Genomic DNA, 15,875 nt, shown 5'->3' on the forward strand with positions numbered 1-15,875 from the left:
TGGGTTCACCCTCCCTCTTTTGTGGGAGCGGGCTTGCTCGCGAAGAGGCCGGCCCAGGCAACTTCTCACCCTCAGGCACACTCAAACCTTGGCCAAACCCAAGGATGCCCAACCATGAAAGCCCTCACCCTAAGCCTGCTCTGCCTCACCGCCCTCGCCTCCCAGGCTCACGCCTCCAGTCCCGACGCCTGGGCCGCCTACGACAAAACCGTACTCGCCAGTTGCACCAAGGCCAGCGGCCTCAAAGAAGCCAAACCGGTCGGCACCCCCGCGCAATTCGATGACCGCGTCGGCTATACCGCCGTGCTGCTGCAAGGCCAATACCCGCAAAAACACATGAAAGGCCAGCAAGGCACCGAGCTGTGCCTGTACAGCAAAACGTCGAAAACCGCCTTCGTCACCGAGTGGGACTCGGTCCGTCCGACCGCGAAGCCTTGAGGGCTGGCGCACAACTTGCTTCGATCAGCCTCAGCCTGGCGACTTTACGTCGCCGTTTCACACTCTGATTGAAGATTGATCGTGCAATGAATACGACGTTTTCCTGCGTCGGTTGCGGCAAATGCTGCACCGACCACCATGTGCCTCTGACCCTCGCCGAAGCCCGCATGTGGGCGGCGGATGGCGGTCAGGTGATCGTGCTGGTGGAGGCCTTTCTCGGCAACGGCCTGGGCCTGCCGGCGCAGCAGCGTGAACACGCCGAACGGCGTTCCGCGGTAGTGCGCAGCGGTACCACCGAGGCCCACGTGGCAATCACCTTCGCCGCCTACAACGTCGGCCGCTGCCGGAATCTTGACGAAGACAACCTGTGCCGGATTTACGAACGCCGGCCGTTGGTGTGCAGGATTTATCCGGCAGAAATCAATCCGCACATCCCGCTCAATCCTGCGGCCAAGGATTGCCCGCCCGAGTCGTGGCAACAGGGGCCGCTGCTGATTGTCGGCGAGGAGTTGGTCGATCAGGAACTGCTGGAGCTGATCCAGCGTTCGCGTCAGGCCGATCGCGATGACATCCGGATCAAGGATGCGATCTGCGCCGCCCTGGGGATTCGCACCACAGCGCTCAAGGGCGATGGGTTTACCGCATATTTGCCGGAAATGGGCGCGTTTGCGGCCTTGATCGATCAGGTTTCAGCACAGCCTCTGAACACAGAATCCAGTGAATGGCTGTTTCATTTGTCCGGGGATGATGTTGCCGGGCAGTTGCTCGCAGCCGGGGCACAGGTGGTGACGGAGCCGGCGCAGACATATGCGTTTATTTCGCTGCGGGCGGCTTGATCCGAATCTCGTACTGCCTGAAGTGGCGCTTTCGGGAGCAAGCCCCCTCCCACAGGAATCTGAGTTGTACACAGAATAAATGATCACCCCATACACCTGTGGGAGGGGGCTTGCTCCCGAAGGGGCCGGGACAGGCTGCATCAATCTCGAACCTGCCGCCGCCCCCAAAACTCCCGCGCCAGCAACCGCAAATCCCCCGCCAACCCCGCCACATCCTCGGAATTGCGCTGACTCTGTCGCCCCTCATCCACCGTCAATTCCGACGCCGTGCGAATGCTGACGATGTTGCGGTTGATGTCTTCGCTCACCGCACTCTGCTGCTCCACCGCCGCGGCAATCTGCAGGCTCATCTCGGTGATCCGCTCGACCCGCTCGCTGATCCCGTCCAGTGCCCGCGCCGCGCGCTGTGCCTGTTCGACGCTGTTATCCACATGCTCGCTGCTCTGCTGCATCACCCGCACCGCATCGCGCGCGCCGTTTTGCAGGGTGCTGATCATCCGCTGAATCTCGTTGGTCGACTGCTGCGTACGTTGCGCCAGCCCGCGCACCTCATCCGCCACCACGGCAAAACCACGCCCGGCATCGCCAGCGCGCGCCGCTTCGATCGCCGCATTGAGCGCCAGCAGATTGGTCTGCTCGGCGATGCTGCGGATCACCTCCAGCACCCCGGAAATCTCGCTGCTGTGGCCTTCGAGCTGATGAATCACCTCGGTCGCCCGCCGTAATTCCTCGGCCAGACGCAACACCGCGCTGCGACTCTCGCCCACCAGCCAATGCCCCTCGCGCGTTTCCGTGCCGGCCATGTCCGCCGCCACCGAGGCCTGCTGCGCATGGCTGGCAACCTGCGCGACACTCGCGGCCATCTGATGAATCGCTGCCGCCACCTGATCGGTTTCGGCCTGCTGGGCCAGCGAACTGCTGTGGCTGCTTTGCAGATGATCAACCAATTGGGCCGCATGCCCGGCCAACTGCTGCGACGCATCCCCCATGCGCCCGACCACCGCGCCGACCTGCGCTTCGAGCATCTGCAGGGCGAACTCGATCTGGCCGATTTCATCGCGGCGCCCGGTGTAAATGCTCTGGCTCAACGGATTGTCCGCAACCTGCCGCGCCCGCTCGGTCAGGCGTTCCAGCGGCCGCAGGATCCAGCGCACGCCCAACGCACAAACACCGCTGCCAACGACAAATGCCGCCCCATCGATCCACGCCGACTCCGGGCGCAACCAGGCCTCGATCCCCAACACCAGACCCAGCAACGTACTGCCCAACGCCGTGATCCTGCCGCGCAGACCGAGATGCGGCAGCCGAAGCACCGGACGCTCGTCGCGCAACTGCGCATATGCTCGCTCCGCCGCGGCTACGAGCCGAGCATCAGGCCGGGTGCGCACCGACTGATACTCCACCGCCACACCGTTCTGCGTAACCGGCGTGACATACGCGCTGACCCAATAATGATCGCCATTCTTGCAACGATTCTTCACCAAACCCATCCACGAACGCCCGCTCTTGAGCGTCTGCCACATATGGGCAAACGCCTGCGCCGGCATGTCCGGGTGACGCAACAAGTTGTGTGGCGTGCCGAGCAATTCGTCGCGGCTATAACCGCTGATCCGGATGAAATCGTCGTTGGCGTAGGTGATCGCGCTGGTCAGATCGGTGGTCGAAAGAATGTTCGCATCGTGCGCCACATCGACGTTACGGCCGGTGACCGGGAGATTGATCTTCATGGAATAGCGCGCTCGTTTTATTGGAAGAGTCGGCAGGGCTGCTGACTCTAAGCGCACCAATTGGTCAAATATTGATCTGGCTCAGGATCTGAGCACTTAGCCATCACTGCGCCGGAAAATCGCAGTCGATGGCTGAAGGCGGGATGAAACTCAGCGCTTGCCCATCGACCGACGGGTCCCCGGCGGCGCCATGCCCGGGGTCTTGGTGTGGCCATTCTTGGCGCCGTTCTTGTACCACGGCTGATTCGAACCCTTGGCCGCCGCCAGTTCACCCGGTTTGAACGGGAACTTGAAAGCCGCAATCTCGGGTTTGCTCTCGCTGGCGTCAGCCAGTTCAGCCGGGACATCGCTCACAGCGTCGTCAACCGGCGGTTGGGTCGGGGAAGTCATAAAAGCTCCGCAAAGCAAAAAGTCGGGCCCGAACAGTGAGCCGCGAAGGCGCGCAGTATACCTGCGCGCCCAGACTCGGCACCTGAAGATTTGCACCGCTCGCCGAACGGTTTACAGGTAAGTGATGGTGACAATGCCTTTATCGCTCGACGTCTTCAGCGCTTGATAGGTCATGGAAAACGGCAGCGACTGATGGCTGCAAGCATTGCGATAGGTGTCCACATCGACCTGCAGACCCGGTTTGATTTCAACCTGCCGGGAAACATCGGCGCCCAACGCCCCGGCACGCTCCACCGCACAACCGGAGTCGACAATCTGCCCGGTGAAACGGATCTCGCCGGAAGTCGATTGCGGCGCGGCACAGACTGCCAATGGAAGCAAAACAAGCACACTCGCCAAAGCGGTTTTCAGATTCATTGCACGACACTCCCGAAGAGGCCCGCTCAATTTGACGGCCGGGCTGTACAACGTTTATCCGCGGGTGGGGGCGGATCTTTAGGAGCGTAGATGTTGCGAGGCACAAACGTTCCGATTTAGAGATATTGGGTGGTGGAATTGGGGGGATGGTCACGGTTTTGAATGGCGGTGGCTGGACTGCCGTCATCGCCAGCAGGCTGGCTCCTACAGTTGGAATGGGTGTGGTCAGGTGGAGAGTGGTCGGCTGTCAGGCCGCCTTCGCGAGCAAGCTCACTCCTACAGTTGGAATGGGTTCGGTCAGGTGGAGAGGGGTCGGCTGTCAGGCCGCCTTCGCGAGCAAGCCCGCTCCCACAGTGGAATTGGGTGAGTCAGATAGAGATTGGTCGGCTGTCAGGCCGCCATAGCGAGCAGGCTGGCTCCCCAAAAGCGCTAAAGCCGAGCGCACGCTCTTCACCACTCAAATGGCCGAGTGTCAGCTCGCCGAAAGCTCTTGATCTTGCCGTGCCGGCCCCGTCGGCAGGCTGAGTGGAGGGATTGATCCGGGGGTGGGAGCGCAGCGACCGTTTGGCGCAGCCAAACACAGCGAGAGGAGGTGCAGCGAAGCAAACCGGAGGCGCTGCGCCCGGATCAATCCCGGAGCGAAGGAACCCGAGCCTAAGCGAGGGCCGAACGTTGGGGCCAAGCCTTTTGCTTACTTTTCGGCGTCTGGAAAAGTGAGCCGCTGTAAGAGCGGAACCATAATAAGCCGTTACCGCAGCAACGGATATGTCCCCCATCAACCCACAACATGGTCGGCCCAGAGGCCGCCAAGCCAAACGAAACTGACAGCGCTGACAGCTAGCCGTCACCCTCCTGACCCCCAAACAAGCTTATAAATACCCAACCTGCCCAAACTCAACCCCTTGGCGCCCCAATCGCATGCGAATCCAGAAACGAACCGCCCTGCTCGCCACCCCGCTGATCATCGTCGCCGCTCTGGGCCTGTGGTACGCCACCAAACCGGCCCAGACCAAACTCGCCGCCCCCACCGCCATCCCGGTCCGGGTTGTGGCAGTCAGCGAAAAGGACGTCCCCCGCTACGTCAGCGGCATCGGTTCGGTTCTCTCATTGCACAGCGTCGTGGTACGCCCGCAGATCGACGGCATTCTGACAAAGATCCTCGTCAAAGAAGGCCAACTGGTCAAAGCAGGCGACCTGCTCGCCAGCATCGACGACCGCTCGATCCGCGCCAGTCTTGATCAGGCCCGCGCACAACTGGGCGAAAGCCAGGCCCAACTGGAAGTCGCCCTGGTCAACCTCAAGCGCTACAAACTGCTCAGCGTCGACGACGGCGTCTCCAAGCAGACCTACGATCAGCAACAGGCGCTGGTCAACCAGTTGAAGGCCACCGCCCAAGGCAACCAGGCCTCGATTGACGCCGCGCAGGTACAACTTTCCTACACCCAGATCCGCTCCCCAGTCACTGGCCGCGTCGGTATTCGCACAGTCGATGAAGGCAATTTCCTGCGCATGACCGACACCCAGGGCCTGTTCACCGTCACCCAGATCGACCCGATCGCCGTCGAGTTCTCGCTGCCGCAACAAATGCTGCCGACCCTGCAAGGTCTGATCAACGACCCGCAGCACGCGCAGGTCAAGGCCTACATCGGCGCCGACACCGACGGCGAAACCGGCAACCTGCTTGGCGAAGGTCATCTGACCCTGATCGACAACCAGATCAACGCCAACACCGGCACCATCCGCGCCAAGGCCGAATTCGACAACGCCAGCCAGAAGCTCTGGCCGGGCCTGCTAGTGACGGTAAAAATTCAGACGGCACTGGATAAGAATGCGCTGGTGGTGCCGCCTACCGTCGTACAACGCGGCCTCGACCAACACTTCGTTTACCGCGTGAACGGCGACAAGGTCGAAGCCGTACAAGTGCAGATGGTTTATCAAGGCAGCGGCCAGGACATCATCAAAGGCGTGAAGGCGGGTGATCAATTAGTCAGTGACGGCCAGTCGCGGCTCAAACCCGGTTCGACCGTGCAGGTGATGACCGAGCCGCCGCAGGTGGTCGAAGCGGAGCCCAAGCCATGAAGGAGCACAAAGGCGTCTCCACATGGTGTATCGACCACCCGGTCGCGACCATTCTGCTGACCTTCGCCCTGGTGCTGCTCGGGGTGATTGCCTTCCCGCGCCTGCCGATTGCGCCACTGCCGGAAGCGGAATTTCCGACGATCCAGGTTTCCGCGCAGTTGCCCGGCGCCAGCCCTGACACCATGGCGTCCTCCGTGGCCACGCCGCTTGAAGTGCAATTCAGCGCCATCCCCGGCATGACCCAGATGACCTCCAGCAGTGCGCTCGGCTCAAGTCTGTTGACCCTGCAATTCACCCTCGACAAAAGCATCGACACCGCCGCCCAGGAAGTTCAGGCAGCGATCAACACTGCCGCCGGCAAACTGCCCAAAGACATGCCGACGCTGCCGACCTGGAAGAAGGTCAACCCGGCCGACAGCCCGGTGCTGATCCTCAGTGTCAGCTCCACACAAATGCCCGGCACCGAACTCAGCGATCTGGTGGAAACCCTGCTCTCGCGTCAGATCAGTCAGATCGACGGTGTAGGCCAGATCAACATCACCGGTCAGCAACGTCCGGCGATCCGCGTGCAAGCCTCGGCCGACAAACTGGCGGCCATCGGCCTGACTCTGGCCGACATTCGCCTGGCGATCCAGCAGACCAGCCTGAACCTCGCCAAAGGTGCGTTGTATGGCGAATCGAGCATCTCCACGCTGTCGACCAACGACCAGTTGTTCCATCCCGAGGACTACAGCCAGCTGATCGTTTCCTACAAGGACGGCGCCCCGGTTCACCTGCGGGATGTCGCCAAAGTCGTCAACGGTTCGGAAGATGCCTACGTGCAAGCCTGGGCCGGAGATCAACCCGGGGTGAACCTGGTGATCTCGCGCCAGCCCGGTGCGAACATCGTCGAAACCGTCGACCGTATTCAAGCGGCGCTGCCGGGCCTGGAAGCCATGCTGCCGGCCTCGGTGCAGGTCAAAGTGCTGATCGACCGCACCCAGACCATTCGCGCGTCGCTGCATGAAGTGGAAATCACCCTGTTGATCGCCATTTTGCTGGTGGTGGCGGTGATGGCGCTGTTCCTGCGCCAACTGTCGGCGACGCTGATTGTCTCGGCGGTACTCGGCGTGTCACTGGTGGCCAGTTTCGCCCTGATGTACATCCTCGGTTTCAGCCTGAACAACCTGACACTGGTGGCGATTGTGGTGGCCGTGGGGTTTGTGGTCGACGATGCGATTGTGGTGGTGGAGAACATCCACCGGCATCTGGAAGCCGGCGACGGCATGCGTGAGGCGGCGGTCAAGGGCGCCGGCGAGATCGGCTTCACCGTGGTCTCGATCAGCTTCTCGCTGGTGGCGGCGTTCATTCCGCTGCTGTTCATGGGCGGTGTGGTCGGGCGGCTGTTCAAGGAATTCGCCCTGACCGCGACTTCGACCATTCTTATTTCGGTAGTGGTATCGCTGACGCTGGCGCCAACTCTGGCCGCGCTGTTCATGCGCAAACCGGTGCATCATGCCCATGACAAACCGGGCTTCAGTGAGCGTCTGCTGGCGTGGTACGAGAAAGGCCTGCGCCGCGCCCTCGCCCATCAGAAACTGATGATCGGCGTGTTCTGCCTGTCCCTCGGATTGGCAATTGCCGGTTACATCTTTATTCCCAAGGGATTCTTCCCGATCCAGGACACCGGGTTCGTGCTCGGCACCACCGAAGCCGCTGCGGATATTTCCTACGGCGACATGGTGAAAAAACACCTGGCGATGGCCGAAATCGTCGCGGCCGACCCGGCAGTCGAAGCGTTTTCCCACTCGGTGGGCGTGTCCGGCAGCAACCAGACCATCGCCAACGGCCGCTTCTGGATCGCCCTGAAAAAACGCGGCGACCGCGACGTCTCGGCCAGCCAGTTCATCGACCGTATCCGTCCGAAACTGATGAAAGTCCCGGGCATCGTCCTGTACCTGCGCGCCGGCCAGGACATCAACCTCAGCTCCGGCCCAAGCCGCGCCCAGTACCAATACGTACTCAAGAGCAATGAAGGCGCGACCCTGGCCACCTGGACCCAGCGCCTGACCGAGAAGCTGCGCAGCATCCCGGCGTTCCGCGACATTTCCAATGACCTGCAACTGGGCGGCAGCATCACCCACATCAGCATCGACCGCAGCGCCGCCGCGCGTTTCGGCCTGACCGCAAGTGATGTCGACGAGGCGCTGTACGATGCGTTCGGCCAGCGCCAGATCAATGAATTCCAGACTCAGGTCAACCAGTACAACGTGATTCTGGAGCTCGATACCAAACAGCGCGGCAAGGCCGAAAGCCTCAACTATTTCTACCTGCGCTCGCCGCTGAGCGGGGAAATGGTGCCGCTGTCGGCGCTGGCGAAATTCGACGCACCGACCATCGGCCCGCTGTCGATTGCCCATGACGGCATGTTCCCCGCCGCCAACCTGTCGTTCAACCTGGCCCCCGGCGTGGCCTTGGGCGACGCGGTGATCCTGCTCAACCAGGCCAAGGCCGAGATCGGCATGCCGACCGCCATCAGCGGCAACTTCCAGGGCGCAGCGCAGGCATTCCAGAGTTCGCTCGCCAGTCAGCCGTGGTTGATTCTCGCGGCGCTGGTGGCGGTGTACATCATTCTCGGCGTGCTTTATGAGAGCTTCGTGCATCCGCTGACGATCATCTCGACCCTGCCGGCGGCCGGGCTCGGTGCAGTGATCATGCTGTGGATCTGCGGTCAGGACTTTTCGATCATGGCGTTGATCGGGCTGGTGCTGCTGATCGGTATCGTCAAAAAGAACGGCATTCTGATGATCGACTTCGCACTGGAAGCCCAGCGCAATCGCGGACTGGCGCCGCAGGATGCGATTTTCGAAGCGTGCCTGACGCGGTTCCGGCCGATCATCATGACCACCCTCGCCGCGCTGCTCGGCGCGTTGCCGCTGATGCTCGGTTACGGCACCGGCGCGGAACTGCGCCAGCCGCTGGGGATCGCGGTGGTGGGCGGCTTGCTGGTCAGCCAGATGCTGACGCTGTTTACCACCCCGGTCATATACTTGTGGCTTGAGCGGCTGTTCCACAGGCCCAAACCAATGCCCACGACGGCACTGGCGACTACAGACTGAGGCAGGGTCATGCGCGTTCTGATTATCGAAGACGAGGAAAAAACCGCGGATTATCTGCACCGCGGTCTGACGGAACAGGGTTACACCGTGGATCTGGCCCGCGACGGCGTCGAGGGCCTGCACCTGGCGCTGGAAAGCGACTACGCGGTGATCGTCCTCGACGTGATGTTGCCGGGCCTCGACGGCTTCGGCGTGCTGCGCGCCTTACGTGCGCGCAAGCAGACCCCGGTGATCATGCTCACCGCCCGCGAGCGCGTCGAAGACCGGATCAGGGGCCTGCGTGACGGCGCCGACGATTACCTCGGCAAGCCGTTTTCCTTTCTGGAGCTGGTAGCGCGCTTGCAGGCGCTGACCCGGCGCAGCGGTGGCCACGAACCGGTGCAGGTAAGCATCGCCGACCTGTGGATCGATCTGATCAGCCGCAAGGCCACCCGCGCCGGCACCCGACTGGATCTGACGGCAAAAGAGTTCTCGCTGCTCAGCGTGCTGGCGCGCCGACAAGGTGAAATCCTCTCGAAAACCGCGATTGCCGAGATGGTCTGGGACATCAATTTCGACAGCGACGCGAACGTCGTCGAAGTCGCGATCAAGCGTCTGCGGGCCAAGCTCGACGGGCCGTTCGACGAGAAACTGCTGCACACCATTCGTGGTATGGGTTATGTGCTGGAGAGCCGTGGTGTCCAGTAACTCGATTGCCCTGCGCCTCAGTGGGATGTTTACGCTGGTGGCGTTGCTGGTGTTTCTGTTGATCGGCGGCGCGCTGTATCAGCAGGTCGACAAGGGCCTGGGCCTGCTGCCGGAAGCCGAGCTGGATGCGCGTTACAGCGTGCTCGAATCCACCGTCGGTCGTTACGGCACGCCCGATCATTGGGTGAAGATCAACAACAAACTCAAGCTGCTGGGCGAGGAAGACAAGCGCATCAGTTTCTGGATCAGCAGCGGTGACCCGCAGTATGAGTTTGGCAACCTGACCCCGCAGATTCGCGAGTTCGCCAACGGCCCATTGGGCATGCGCGACCTGCAATTGCCCGACCAGCCCTATCCGCTGAAAGTGCTGGTCAGCCAGTTTCCGGCCAAGGACCAACGCCCGCCGCTGCGCTTCATGATCGGCATCGACACCGATACGTTTCACCAGACGCAACATCAGTTGCTGATTGCCTTGATCGGTCTGGCGATTATCGGCGTGGCGCTGGCCTCGGCGCTCGGGTACTGGGTGGCACGGATTGGCCTGCAACCGCTGATCAAACTGTCCCACGAGGCGCAGCGTCTGGCGCCGCCATTGCGTTCGGGGCGCTTGCGTCTATCGCCGTTGCCGCCGGAACTGGAACAGTTTGTCGACTCGTTCAACTCGACCCTTGAGCGGGTCGAACAGGCGTACTCACGGCTGGAATCGTTCAACGCCGACGTGGCCCATGAGCTGCGTTCGCCGCTGACCAACCTGATCGGTCAGACCCAGGTCGCGCTGACGCGCGGACGCTCCGCCGAACACTATTTCGAGGTGCTGCAATCCAACCTCGAAGAGCTGGAACGCCTGCGTTCGATCATCAACGACATGCTGTTCCTTGCCAGCGCCGACCAGGGCAGCAAGGCGACCAAACTGACCGAGACCTCGCTGGCGGATGAAGTTGCAACCACGCTGGATTACCTGGATTTCATCCTCGAAGACGCGCAAGTGCAGGTGCATGTGAGTGGTGACGCACAGGTGCGAATCGAGATCGCGCATCTGCGTCGGGCATTGATCAATCTGCTGAGTAACGCGGTGCAGCACACCGAACCAGGCAAGGTGATCGAGGTGCGCATCGAAGTTGAAGACCATCAGGTCAGCATCGGCGTGGCCAACCCCGGATCGCCGATTGCCAGCGAGCACTTGCCGCGTCTGTTCGAGCGCTTCTATCGGGTCGATGCCTCGCGCAGCAACAGCGGCAACAACCATGGGCTGGGGTTGGCGATCGTCAAGGCGATTGCGCTGATGCACGGTGGCGATGTGTTTGTGCGCAGCGACCGGGGGATGAATACGTTCGGCATCCACCTCCCGGTTTAACTGAAAAGCAAAATCACTGTGGCGAGGGAGCTTGCTCCCACTGGGCTGCGAAGCGGCCCCAAAATCAGCCTTCAGATCAATCGCATCCACATTGTTTACGACTGCTGCGCAGCCGAGCGGGAGCAAGCTCCCTCGCCACAGGTTTGTGGTCAGGCAAGTAGCGCGCGGTGAAATCCCACGGGTTATCTTTGCTTGTACTGCAACAGTCATTTATGAAAATCAGGCTGTTTCCCAACGCCCGGCAACCTTATCTTTGCCCGCACCAAACAGCACTTGCCAAGCAAGAAGGTTTTCCAGATGTCCAACAGTATGGGTATTGCCAGCGCTTTCGTTTTGTCCTCATTGATCCTGTCGCCCATGGCGATGGCTGAAGAATCGCAGGCGTTCGTCGCGCAGAATGCCGCGCGCGCTCACGCCTTCGAGCAGTCTCAGGCAGAAGTGATGGTCAAGTCGCAGGACGCCTCGCAAGCCCCTCAGGCCGCCACTTCCCAGGCTCAAGCAGCCGAGAAAGACAGCTGAGTCGCGCACCGCGAAAAATTTCCCTCGACGCGGTTGTTTGGCTCTTCCCGTTCAACCGTCGTCCTTCCAGGCCGCTGCCTTTCAGCGGCCTTTTTTCGTTGTGGTCTGAAAGCGGTTTGGTTCGTCTGTAAAAACAAGAAACATCCCGCACCTCAAGACATTGAAGTGTCAGTTGACCCAAGGAGCTCCATCGCAAGTGCGTTACCCAGTCCGCGTCACCCCGCTGTTCATTGCAATTGCCGCAACGATTGCCCCCGCCGCCCATGCCGACGAAGCCGCCAAGGAAGGTTTCGTCGAAGGCTCGAGCCTCAACCTCAACGCTCGCAACTACTACATGAATCGCAACCGTCTGCAGCAGACGGACGACAACATCGAGTGGGGCCAGGGTTTTCTCGGGATCTTCCAGTCGGGTTACACCGAGGGCACGGTCGGCTTCGGCATCGACGCCCACGCCATGCTCGGGTTGAAGCTCGACGGCGGTGGCGGCACCGATGGCTCGAGCATCCTGCCGGTCAGCGATGGCAATGGCAAAGCGCCAGGCTCGTTCTCGACCGCGGGCGGCACGTTGAAAATGCGTGCGTTCGATACCGAGTTGAAGGCCGGTGACCTGTTCCTCACCAACCCGGTGATTGCCGGCGGTGAGTCGCGCATGCTGCCGCAGACCTTCCGCGGTGTCAGTTTGACCAACCACAGTTTCGACGGCTGGATGTTCGAAGGTGGCCAGGCCAGTTTCACCAAGCCGTACAACCAGAGTGGCCACCAGCGCATCGGTACCTCCTACGGCAAACTCGCCGAAGGTGACGCAAGCCAGCACCTGAACTGGGCCGGCGTGTCCTGGAGCGGCGTCGAAGGGCTGACCAGCAATCTGTACGCTGCCGAGTTGAAGGACATCTGGAACCAGTACTACTACGACCTGGATTACACCTGGCAGTTGAACGATCTGGTCAGCCTCAACCCGGGCCTGCACTTCTATCACACGCAGGACACCGGCGACGCGCTGCTGGGCAACATCGACAACAACACCTACAGCCTGCATTTCACCGTCGGCATCGGCAGCCACAGCATTACTGCCGCGTATCAGCGCGTGAACGGCAACACGCCGTTCGACTACATCAGCCAGGGCGACAGCGTTTACCTCGACAACTCGCAGCAATACTCGGACTTCAACGGCCCGAACGAACGTTCGTGGAAGCTCAAGTACGCCTATGACTTCGCCGGGCTGGGGATGCCGGGTCTGACTTCAGCGGTCTCCTATTCGCGCGGCACCGTGGACTTGACCAAGGTCGATCCGCACAGCAAAGGCTATGCTTCGTGGTACAGCGCCGACGGTCGCAACGCCCAGCATTGGGAACGCGACATCGATCTGAAATACGTGGTGCAGAGCGGCCAGGCGAAAGATCTCGCGGTACGCCTGCAATGGGCGACCAACCGGGGCGGCAACGGTTATGGCGCGATTGATACGGATACCGATGAATACCGGGTGATTGTCGACTACCCGATCAACGTCTTCTAAGATCACCCCTGCGCCACGCTCTTGAATTGAGAGATATACCCTGTGGGAGCGGGCTTGCTCGCGAATGCGCTGCATCAGTCGACAACAATGTTGAATGACACGGCGCATTCGCGAGCAAGCCCGCTCCCACAATGGAATACCGTCACTGACTTGATGCAACTACGCTAATAAGATCCTCTCAACCGACAGCCCCCATCATGATCGCGAGCCGTACCCCACCTGTGGCGGGCAAGACCGGACGCCCCGAATTGCTGCTGATCTGCGGCAGTTCGCTGACTGTGATCGCGATTCTGTGCATCGTCACTTTTCTGCTGATTCGTGAGCACGCCAACGCTCAGGAGTCGGCCACCCGCAGCGCCACCACCATCGCCCAGTTGATCGACGCCGATGTCCTGCGCACGGTCGAGTTGTATGACCTGACCCTGCAAGGCCTGATCGCCGCCGCCCAGCGCGATGACTTGCGCGACGTCACCCCGCAGATCCGCCATCTGGCCCTGTTCGACCGCTCGACCACCGCGCGCTTCAAGGGCGACATCCTCCTGCTCGACAAACATGGCGATGTGGTCGCCGACTCATCGCGGGTCGAACCCAAACCGGGCAACTTCGCCGACCGTGATTATTTCCTCGCCCATGCTTTCAACCGTGACATGGGCATGTTCATCAGCCGCCCGTTCAAGACCCGTTGTGATTGCGACGAAGCCAACCAGTGGCGCATCAGTTTCAGTCGGAGGATATCCTCGGACACCGGTGAGTTCGCTGGCGTGGCGGTGGCGTCGATGAAGCTCGACTACTTCGATCAGTTGTTCAACAGTCTCGACATCGGCAAAGGCAGCACGCTCAATATCATCAACAGCGACGGCGTCCTGCTGGCGCAGAAGCCGTATCTGCAAAGCGACTCCATCGGCAAGAGCTTCGGCAACCGGCCCAACGTGCAACGGATTCTCGGCGACAAGGATGGCAGTGGCAGTTTCTCCAGCACCTCGAGCATGGACCATCAGCAACGGCTCTACACCTATTCGCGGGTCGGCAATCTGCCGCTGACAGTGATGGTTGCGCTCTCCAGTGATGAAGTGTTCGGCACCTGGCGCCGCACGGCGCTGTTGATCAGTGGCGCCACCGGCGTGCTGTGTGTCGGGCTGCTGTGGCTGACCTGGCTGCTGGCCCGTGAGCTGCGCTTGCGCCAGCGCGCCGAACGCGAACTGGCGCAACTGGCCGCCACCGATGCGCTGACCGGCGTGGCCAACCGGCGGATGCTCGATCAGGCGCTACGCCACGAATGGTTCCGCGCCCAGCGTTCGGGCAAGCCGTTGTCAGTGATGATGATCGATGCCGACCACTTCAAGGCGTTCAACGACCGCCACGGGCATCAGGCCGGTGATCAGGCGCTGCGTGAATTGGCCAAGGTGATCACGGCGAACGTGCGACGACCAGGGGATCTGGTCGCCCGTTACGGCGGCGAAGAGTTCTCGGTGATCCTCGCCGAAACCGACAGCAGCGGCGCGCGACAGATTGCCGAACATATCCGCCAGGCGGTCGAGCAGATGCCGAGGGTCGAGGGTGCAGGCGTGGCGATGACCGTCAGTATCGGCATCAGCACCTGGACAACTGCGGTCGAGATGTCGCTGGAGCAATTGTTATTTGCCGCAGACAAGGCCCTGTATCAAGCCAAGGAAGGGGGGCGGAACCGAGTGGTGGTGGCTGGCTGATTTTTGCGGCGATTGAACTGGCCTCTTCGCGAGCAAGCCCGCTCCCACAAGGGAACGCATTCCAAATGTGGGAGCGGGCTTGCTCGCGAAGAGGCCAGAACAGACAACATCAAATTCAGGGCATAAAAAAAGGCCATCCAAGGATGGCCTTCAAAAAACTAGAGAGGTTTTTTACTTACACCGCCGCAACCGGGCGCATGTAAGAGATCGGTGCAGTGCTGGCGTCTTCGAACGTCACGACTTCCCACGCATCTGTCTGCTCAATCAACTTGCGCAGCAGCTGGTTGTTCAGTGCATGACCGGACTTGAAGCCTTTGAACTCACCAATCAGGCTGTTACCCAGCAGGTACAGGTCGCCAATCGCATCGAGGATCTTGTGCTTCACGAATTCGTCTTCGTAGCGAAGGCCGTCTTCGTTCAGTACACCATCGGAATCAACCACGATCGCGTTTTCAACGCTGCCGCCGAGTGCGAGGTTGTGCTTGCGCAGGTACTCGATGTCACTCATGAAACCGAAAGTACGGGCGCGGCTGACTTCTTTTACGAACGAAGTGCTGGAAAAATCCACGCTTGCACTTTGGGTGCGGTCCCGGAAAACCGGGTGATCGAAATCGATCTCGAAGCTCACCTTGAACCCTTCGAAAGGGACGAAAGTGGCGCGCTTGTCGCCGTCTTCCACTGTCACTTCACGCAGGATGCGGATGAATTTCTTGGCGGCGTCCTGCTCTTCCAGGCCAGCCGATTGAATCAGGAATACGAACGGTCCAGCGCTGCCATCCATGATCGGGACTTCGGACGCGGAGAGCTCGACGTAGGCGTTATCGATGCCCAGGCCAGCCATGGCCGAGAGCAAGTGCTCTACCGTGTCCACTTTGACGTCGCCGTTGATCAGCGTCGTCGACATAGTGGTTTCACCAACGTTTTCCGCGCGGGCAGGAATCTGCACCACAGGGTCGAGGTCAGCGCGACAAAACACAATGCCAGTGTCGACAGGCGCAGGCTTGAGGGTCAGGTAGACCTTCTCCCCGGAGTGCAGGCCTACACCTGTGGCACGGATAATATTTTTCAGTGTGCGTTGTTTAATCATGGCTTGGGCCGCTTCAGCGCAAAT

General features: G+C 60.9%; 13 protein-coding genes and 1 pseudogene. 9 read left to right on the top strand and 5 right to left on the bottom strand.

Features of this window, described 5'->3' with window-relative positions; translation table 11 throughout:
- The first annotated feature begins 114 nt into the window (after window positions 1-114).
- Complete coding sequence (locus NTD85_RS22550) at window positions 115-438, top strand: hypothetical protein (protein WP_262143260.1); 324 nt, start codon at window positions 115-117, stop codon at window positions 436-438.
- An 86-nt stretch (window positions 439-524) separates the two neighbouring features.
- Window positions 525-1,274: a YkgJ family cysteine cluster protein gene (locus NTD85_RS22555; protein ID WP_262143261.1), complete on the top strand. Its 750-nt coding sequence runs from the start codon at window positions 525-527 to the stop codon at window positions 1,272-1,274.
- A 140-nt stretch (window positions 1,275-1,414) separates the two neighbouring features.
- Here the strand turns inward: NTD85_RS22555 and NTD85_RS22560 are convergent, their stop codons facing one another.
- From NTD85_RS22560 to NTD85_RS22570, 4 genes and pseudogenes are all read right to left on the bottom strand, one after another.
- Window positions 1,415-2,521 carry a methyl-accepting chemotaxis protein gene (locus tag NTD85_RS22560; RefSeq protein ID WP_410017546.1) on the bottom strand — a complete coding sequence of 369 codons (1,107 nt, stop codon included), beginning with the start codon at window positions 2,519-2,521 and terminating at the stop codon, window positions 1,415-1,417.
- A 198-nt stretch (window positions 2,522-2,719) separates the two neighbouring features.
- Window positions 2,720-3,001 (bottom strand): annotated as a pseudogene (locus tag NTD85_RS27815) (PAS domain-containing protein); the annotation flags it as partial.
- A gap of 150 nt (window positions 3,002-3,151) precedes the next feature.
- Complete coding sequence (locus NTD85_RS22565; protein ID WP_003228000.1) at window positions 3,152-3,391, bottom strand: hypothetical protein; 240 nt, start codon at window positions 3,389-3,391, stop codon at window positions 3,152-3,154.
- Between the two features lie 111 nt (window positions 3,392-3,502).
- The gene (locus NTD85_RS22570) at window positions 3,503-3,808 is read right to left on the bottom strand and encodes a type 1 fimbrial protein (RefSeq protein WP_262143263.1); all 306 of its coding nucleotides are present in this window, start codon (window positions 3,806-3,808) and stop codon (window positions 3,503-3,505) included.
- 918 nt (window positions 3,809-4,726) lie between these two features.
- On the opposite strand from NTD85_RS22570, the gene NTD85_RS22575 reads away from it, so the two are divergent.
- The 7 genes from NTD85_RS22575 to NTD85_RS22605 all read left to right on the top strand — a co-directional run bounded on the left by NTD85_RS22575 (window position 4,727) and on the right by NTD85_RS22605 (window position 14,764).
- Window positions 4,727-5,887 carry an efflux RND transporter periplasmic adaptor subunit gene (locus tag NTD85_RS22575; protein WP_262143264.1) on the top strand — a complete coding sequence of 387 codons (1,161 nt, stop codon included), beginning with the start codon at window positions 4,727-4,729 and terminating at the stop codon, window positions 5,885-5,887.
- Complete coding sequence (locus NTD85_RS22580) at window positions 5,884-8,985, top strand: multidrug efflux RND transporter permease subunit (protein WP_262143265.1); 3,102 nt, start codon at window positions 5,884-5,886, stop codon at window positions 8,983-8,985. Before NTD85_RS22575 ends, NTD85_RS22580 begins: the two co-directional genes overlap by 4 nt.
- A 9-nt stretch (window positions 8,986-8,994) precedes the next feature.
- Window positions 8,995-9,672 carry a heavy metal response regulator transcription factor gene (locus NTD85_RS22585; RefSeq protein WP_003228008.1) on the top strand — a complete coding sequence of 226 codons (678 nt, stop codon included), beginning with the start codon at window positions 8,995-8,997 and terminating at the stop codon, window positions 9,670-9,672.
- On the top strand, window positions 9,662-11,026 hold the full coding sequence (locus NTD85_RS22590; RefSeq protein ID WP_262143266.1) for a heavy metal sensor histidine kinase: 1,365 nt from the start codon (window positions 9,662-9,664) through the stop codon (window positions 11,024-11,026). The genes NTD85_RS22585 and NTD85_RS22590 overlap by 11 nt, the downstream gene beginning before the upstream one ends.
- Window positions 11,027-11,323: 297 nt before the next feature.
- Window positions 11,324-11,545, top strand: a complete 222-nt coding sequence (locus NTD85_RS22595) for a hypothetical protein (protein ID WP_103521034.1) — start codon at window positions 11,324-11,326, stop codon at window positions 11,543-11,545.
- Window positions 11,546-11,741: 196 nt separating this feature from the next.
- Complete coding sequence (locus tag NTD85_RS22600; RefSeq protein WP_262143267.1) at window positions 11,742-13,058, top strand: OprD family porin; 1,317 nt, start codon at window positions 11,742-11,744, stop codon at window positions 13,056-13,058.
- 197 nt (window positions 13,059-13,255) lie between these two features.
- Window positions 13,256-14,764 carry a sensor domain-containing diguanylate cyclase gene (locus NTD85_RS22605; protein ID WP_262143268.1) on the top strand — a complete coding sequence of 503 codons (1,509 nt, stop codon included), beginning with the start codon at window positions 13,256-13,258 and terminating at the stop codon, window positions 14,762-14,764.
- A 175-nt stretch (window positions 14,765-14,939) separates the two neighbouring features.
- Here the strand turns inward: NTD85_RS22605 and lpxC are convergent, their stop codons facing one another.
- Window positions 14,940-15,851 (bottom strand): UDP-3-O-acyl-N-acetylglucosamine deacetylase, encoded by a 912-nt coding sequence (gene lpxC, locus NTD85_RS22610; RefSeq protein WP_007961638.1) that lies wholly within the window; start codon window positions 15,849-15,851, stop codon window positions 14,940-14,942.
- Window positions 15,852-15,875 lie beyond the last annotated feature (24 nt).

This window comes from Pseudomonas sp. 13B_3.2_Bac1 (assembly GCF_025466205.1).
Lineage (GTDB): Bacteria > Pseudomonadota > Gammaproteobacteria > Pseudomonadales > Pseudomonadaceae > Aquipseudomonas > Aquipseudomonas fluorescens_H.

Bases quoted from the DNA above. Each gene is read 5' to 3' on its own strand.
- NTD85_RS22550 (WP_262143260.1), top strand. From the start codon at position 115: ATGAAAGCCCTCACCCTAAGCCTGCTCTGCCTCACCGCCCTCGCCTCC.
- NTD85_RS22580 (WP_262143265.1), top strand. From the start codon at position 5,884: ATGAAGGAGCACAAAGGCGTCTCCACATGGTGTATCGACCACCCGGTC.
- NTD85_RS22555 (WP_262143261.1), top strand. From the start codon at position 525: ATGAATACGACGTTTTCCTGCGTCGGTTGCGGCAAATGCTGCACCGAC.
- NTD85_RS22605 (WP_262143268.1), top strand. From the start codon at position 13,256: ATGATCGCGAGCCGTACCCCACCTGTGGCGGGCAAGACCGGACGCCCC.
- NTD85_RS22570 (WP_262143263.1), bottom strand. From the start codon at position 3,808: ATGAATCTGAAAACCGCTTTGGCGAGTGTGCTTGTTTTGCTTCCATTG.
- NTD85_RS22575 (WP_262143264.1), top strand. From the start codon at position 4,727: ATGCGAATCCAGAAACGAACCGCCCTGCTCGCCACCCCGCTGATCATC.
- NTD85_RS22595 (WP_103521034.1), top strand. From the start codon at position 11,324: ATGTCCAACAGTATGGGTATTGCCAGCGCTTTCGTTTTGTCCTCATTG.
- lpxC (WP_007961638.1), bottom strand. From the start codon at position 15,851: ATGATTAAACAACGCACACTGAAAAATATTATCCGTGCCACAGGTGTA.
- NTD85_RS22565 (WP_003228000.1), bottom strand. From the start codon at position 3,391: ATGACTTCCCCGACCCAACCGCCGGTTGACGACGCTGTGAGCGATGTC.
- NTD85_RS22585 (WP_003228008.1), top strand. From the start codon at position 8,995: ATGCGCGTTCTGATTATCGAAGACGAGGAAAAAACCGCGGATTATCTG.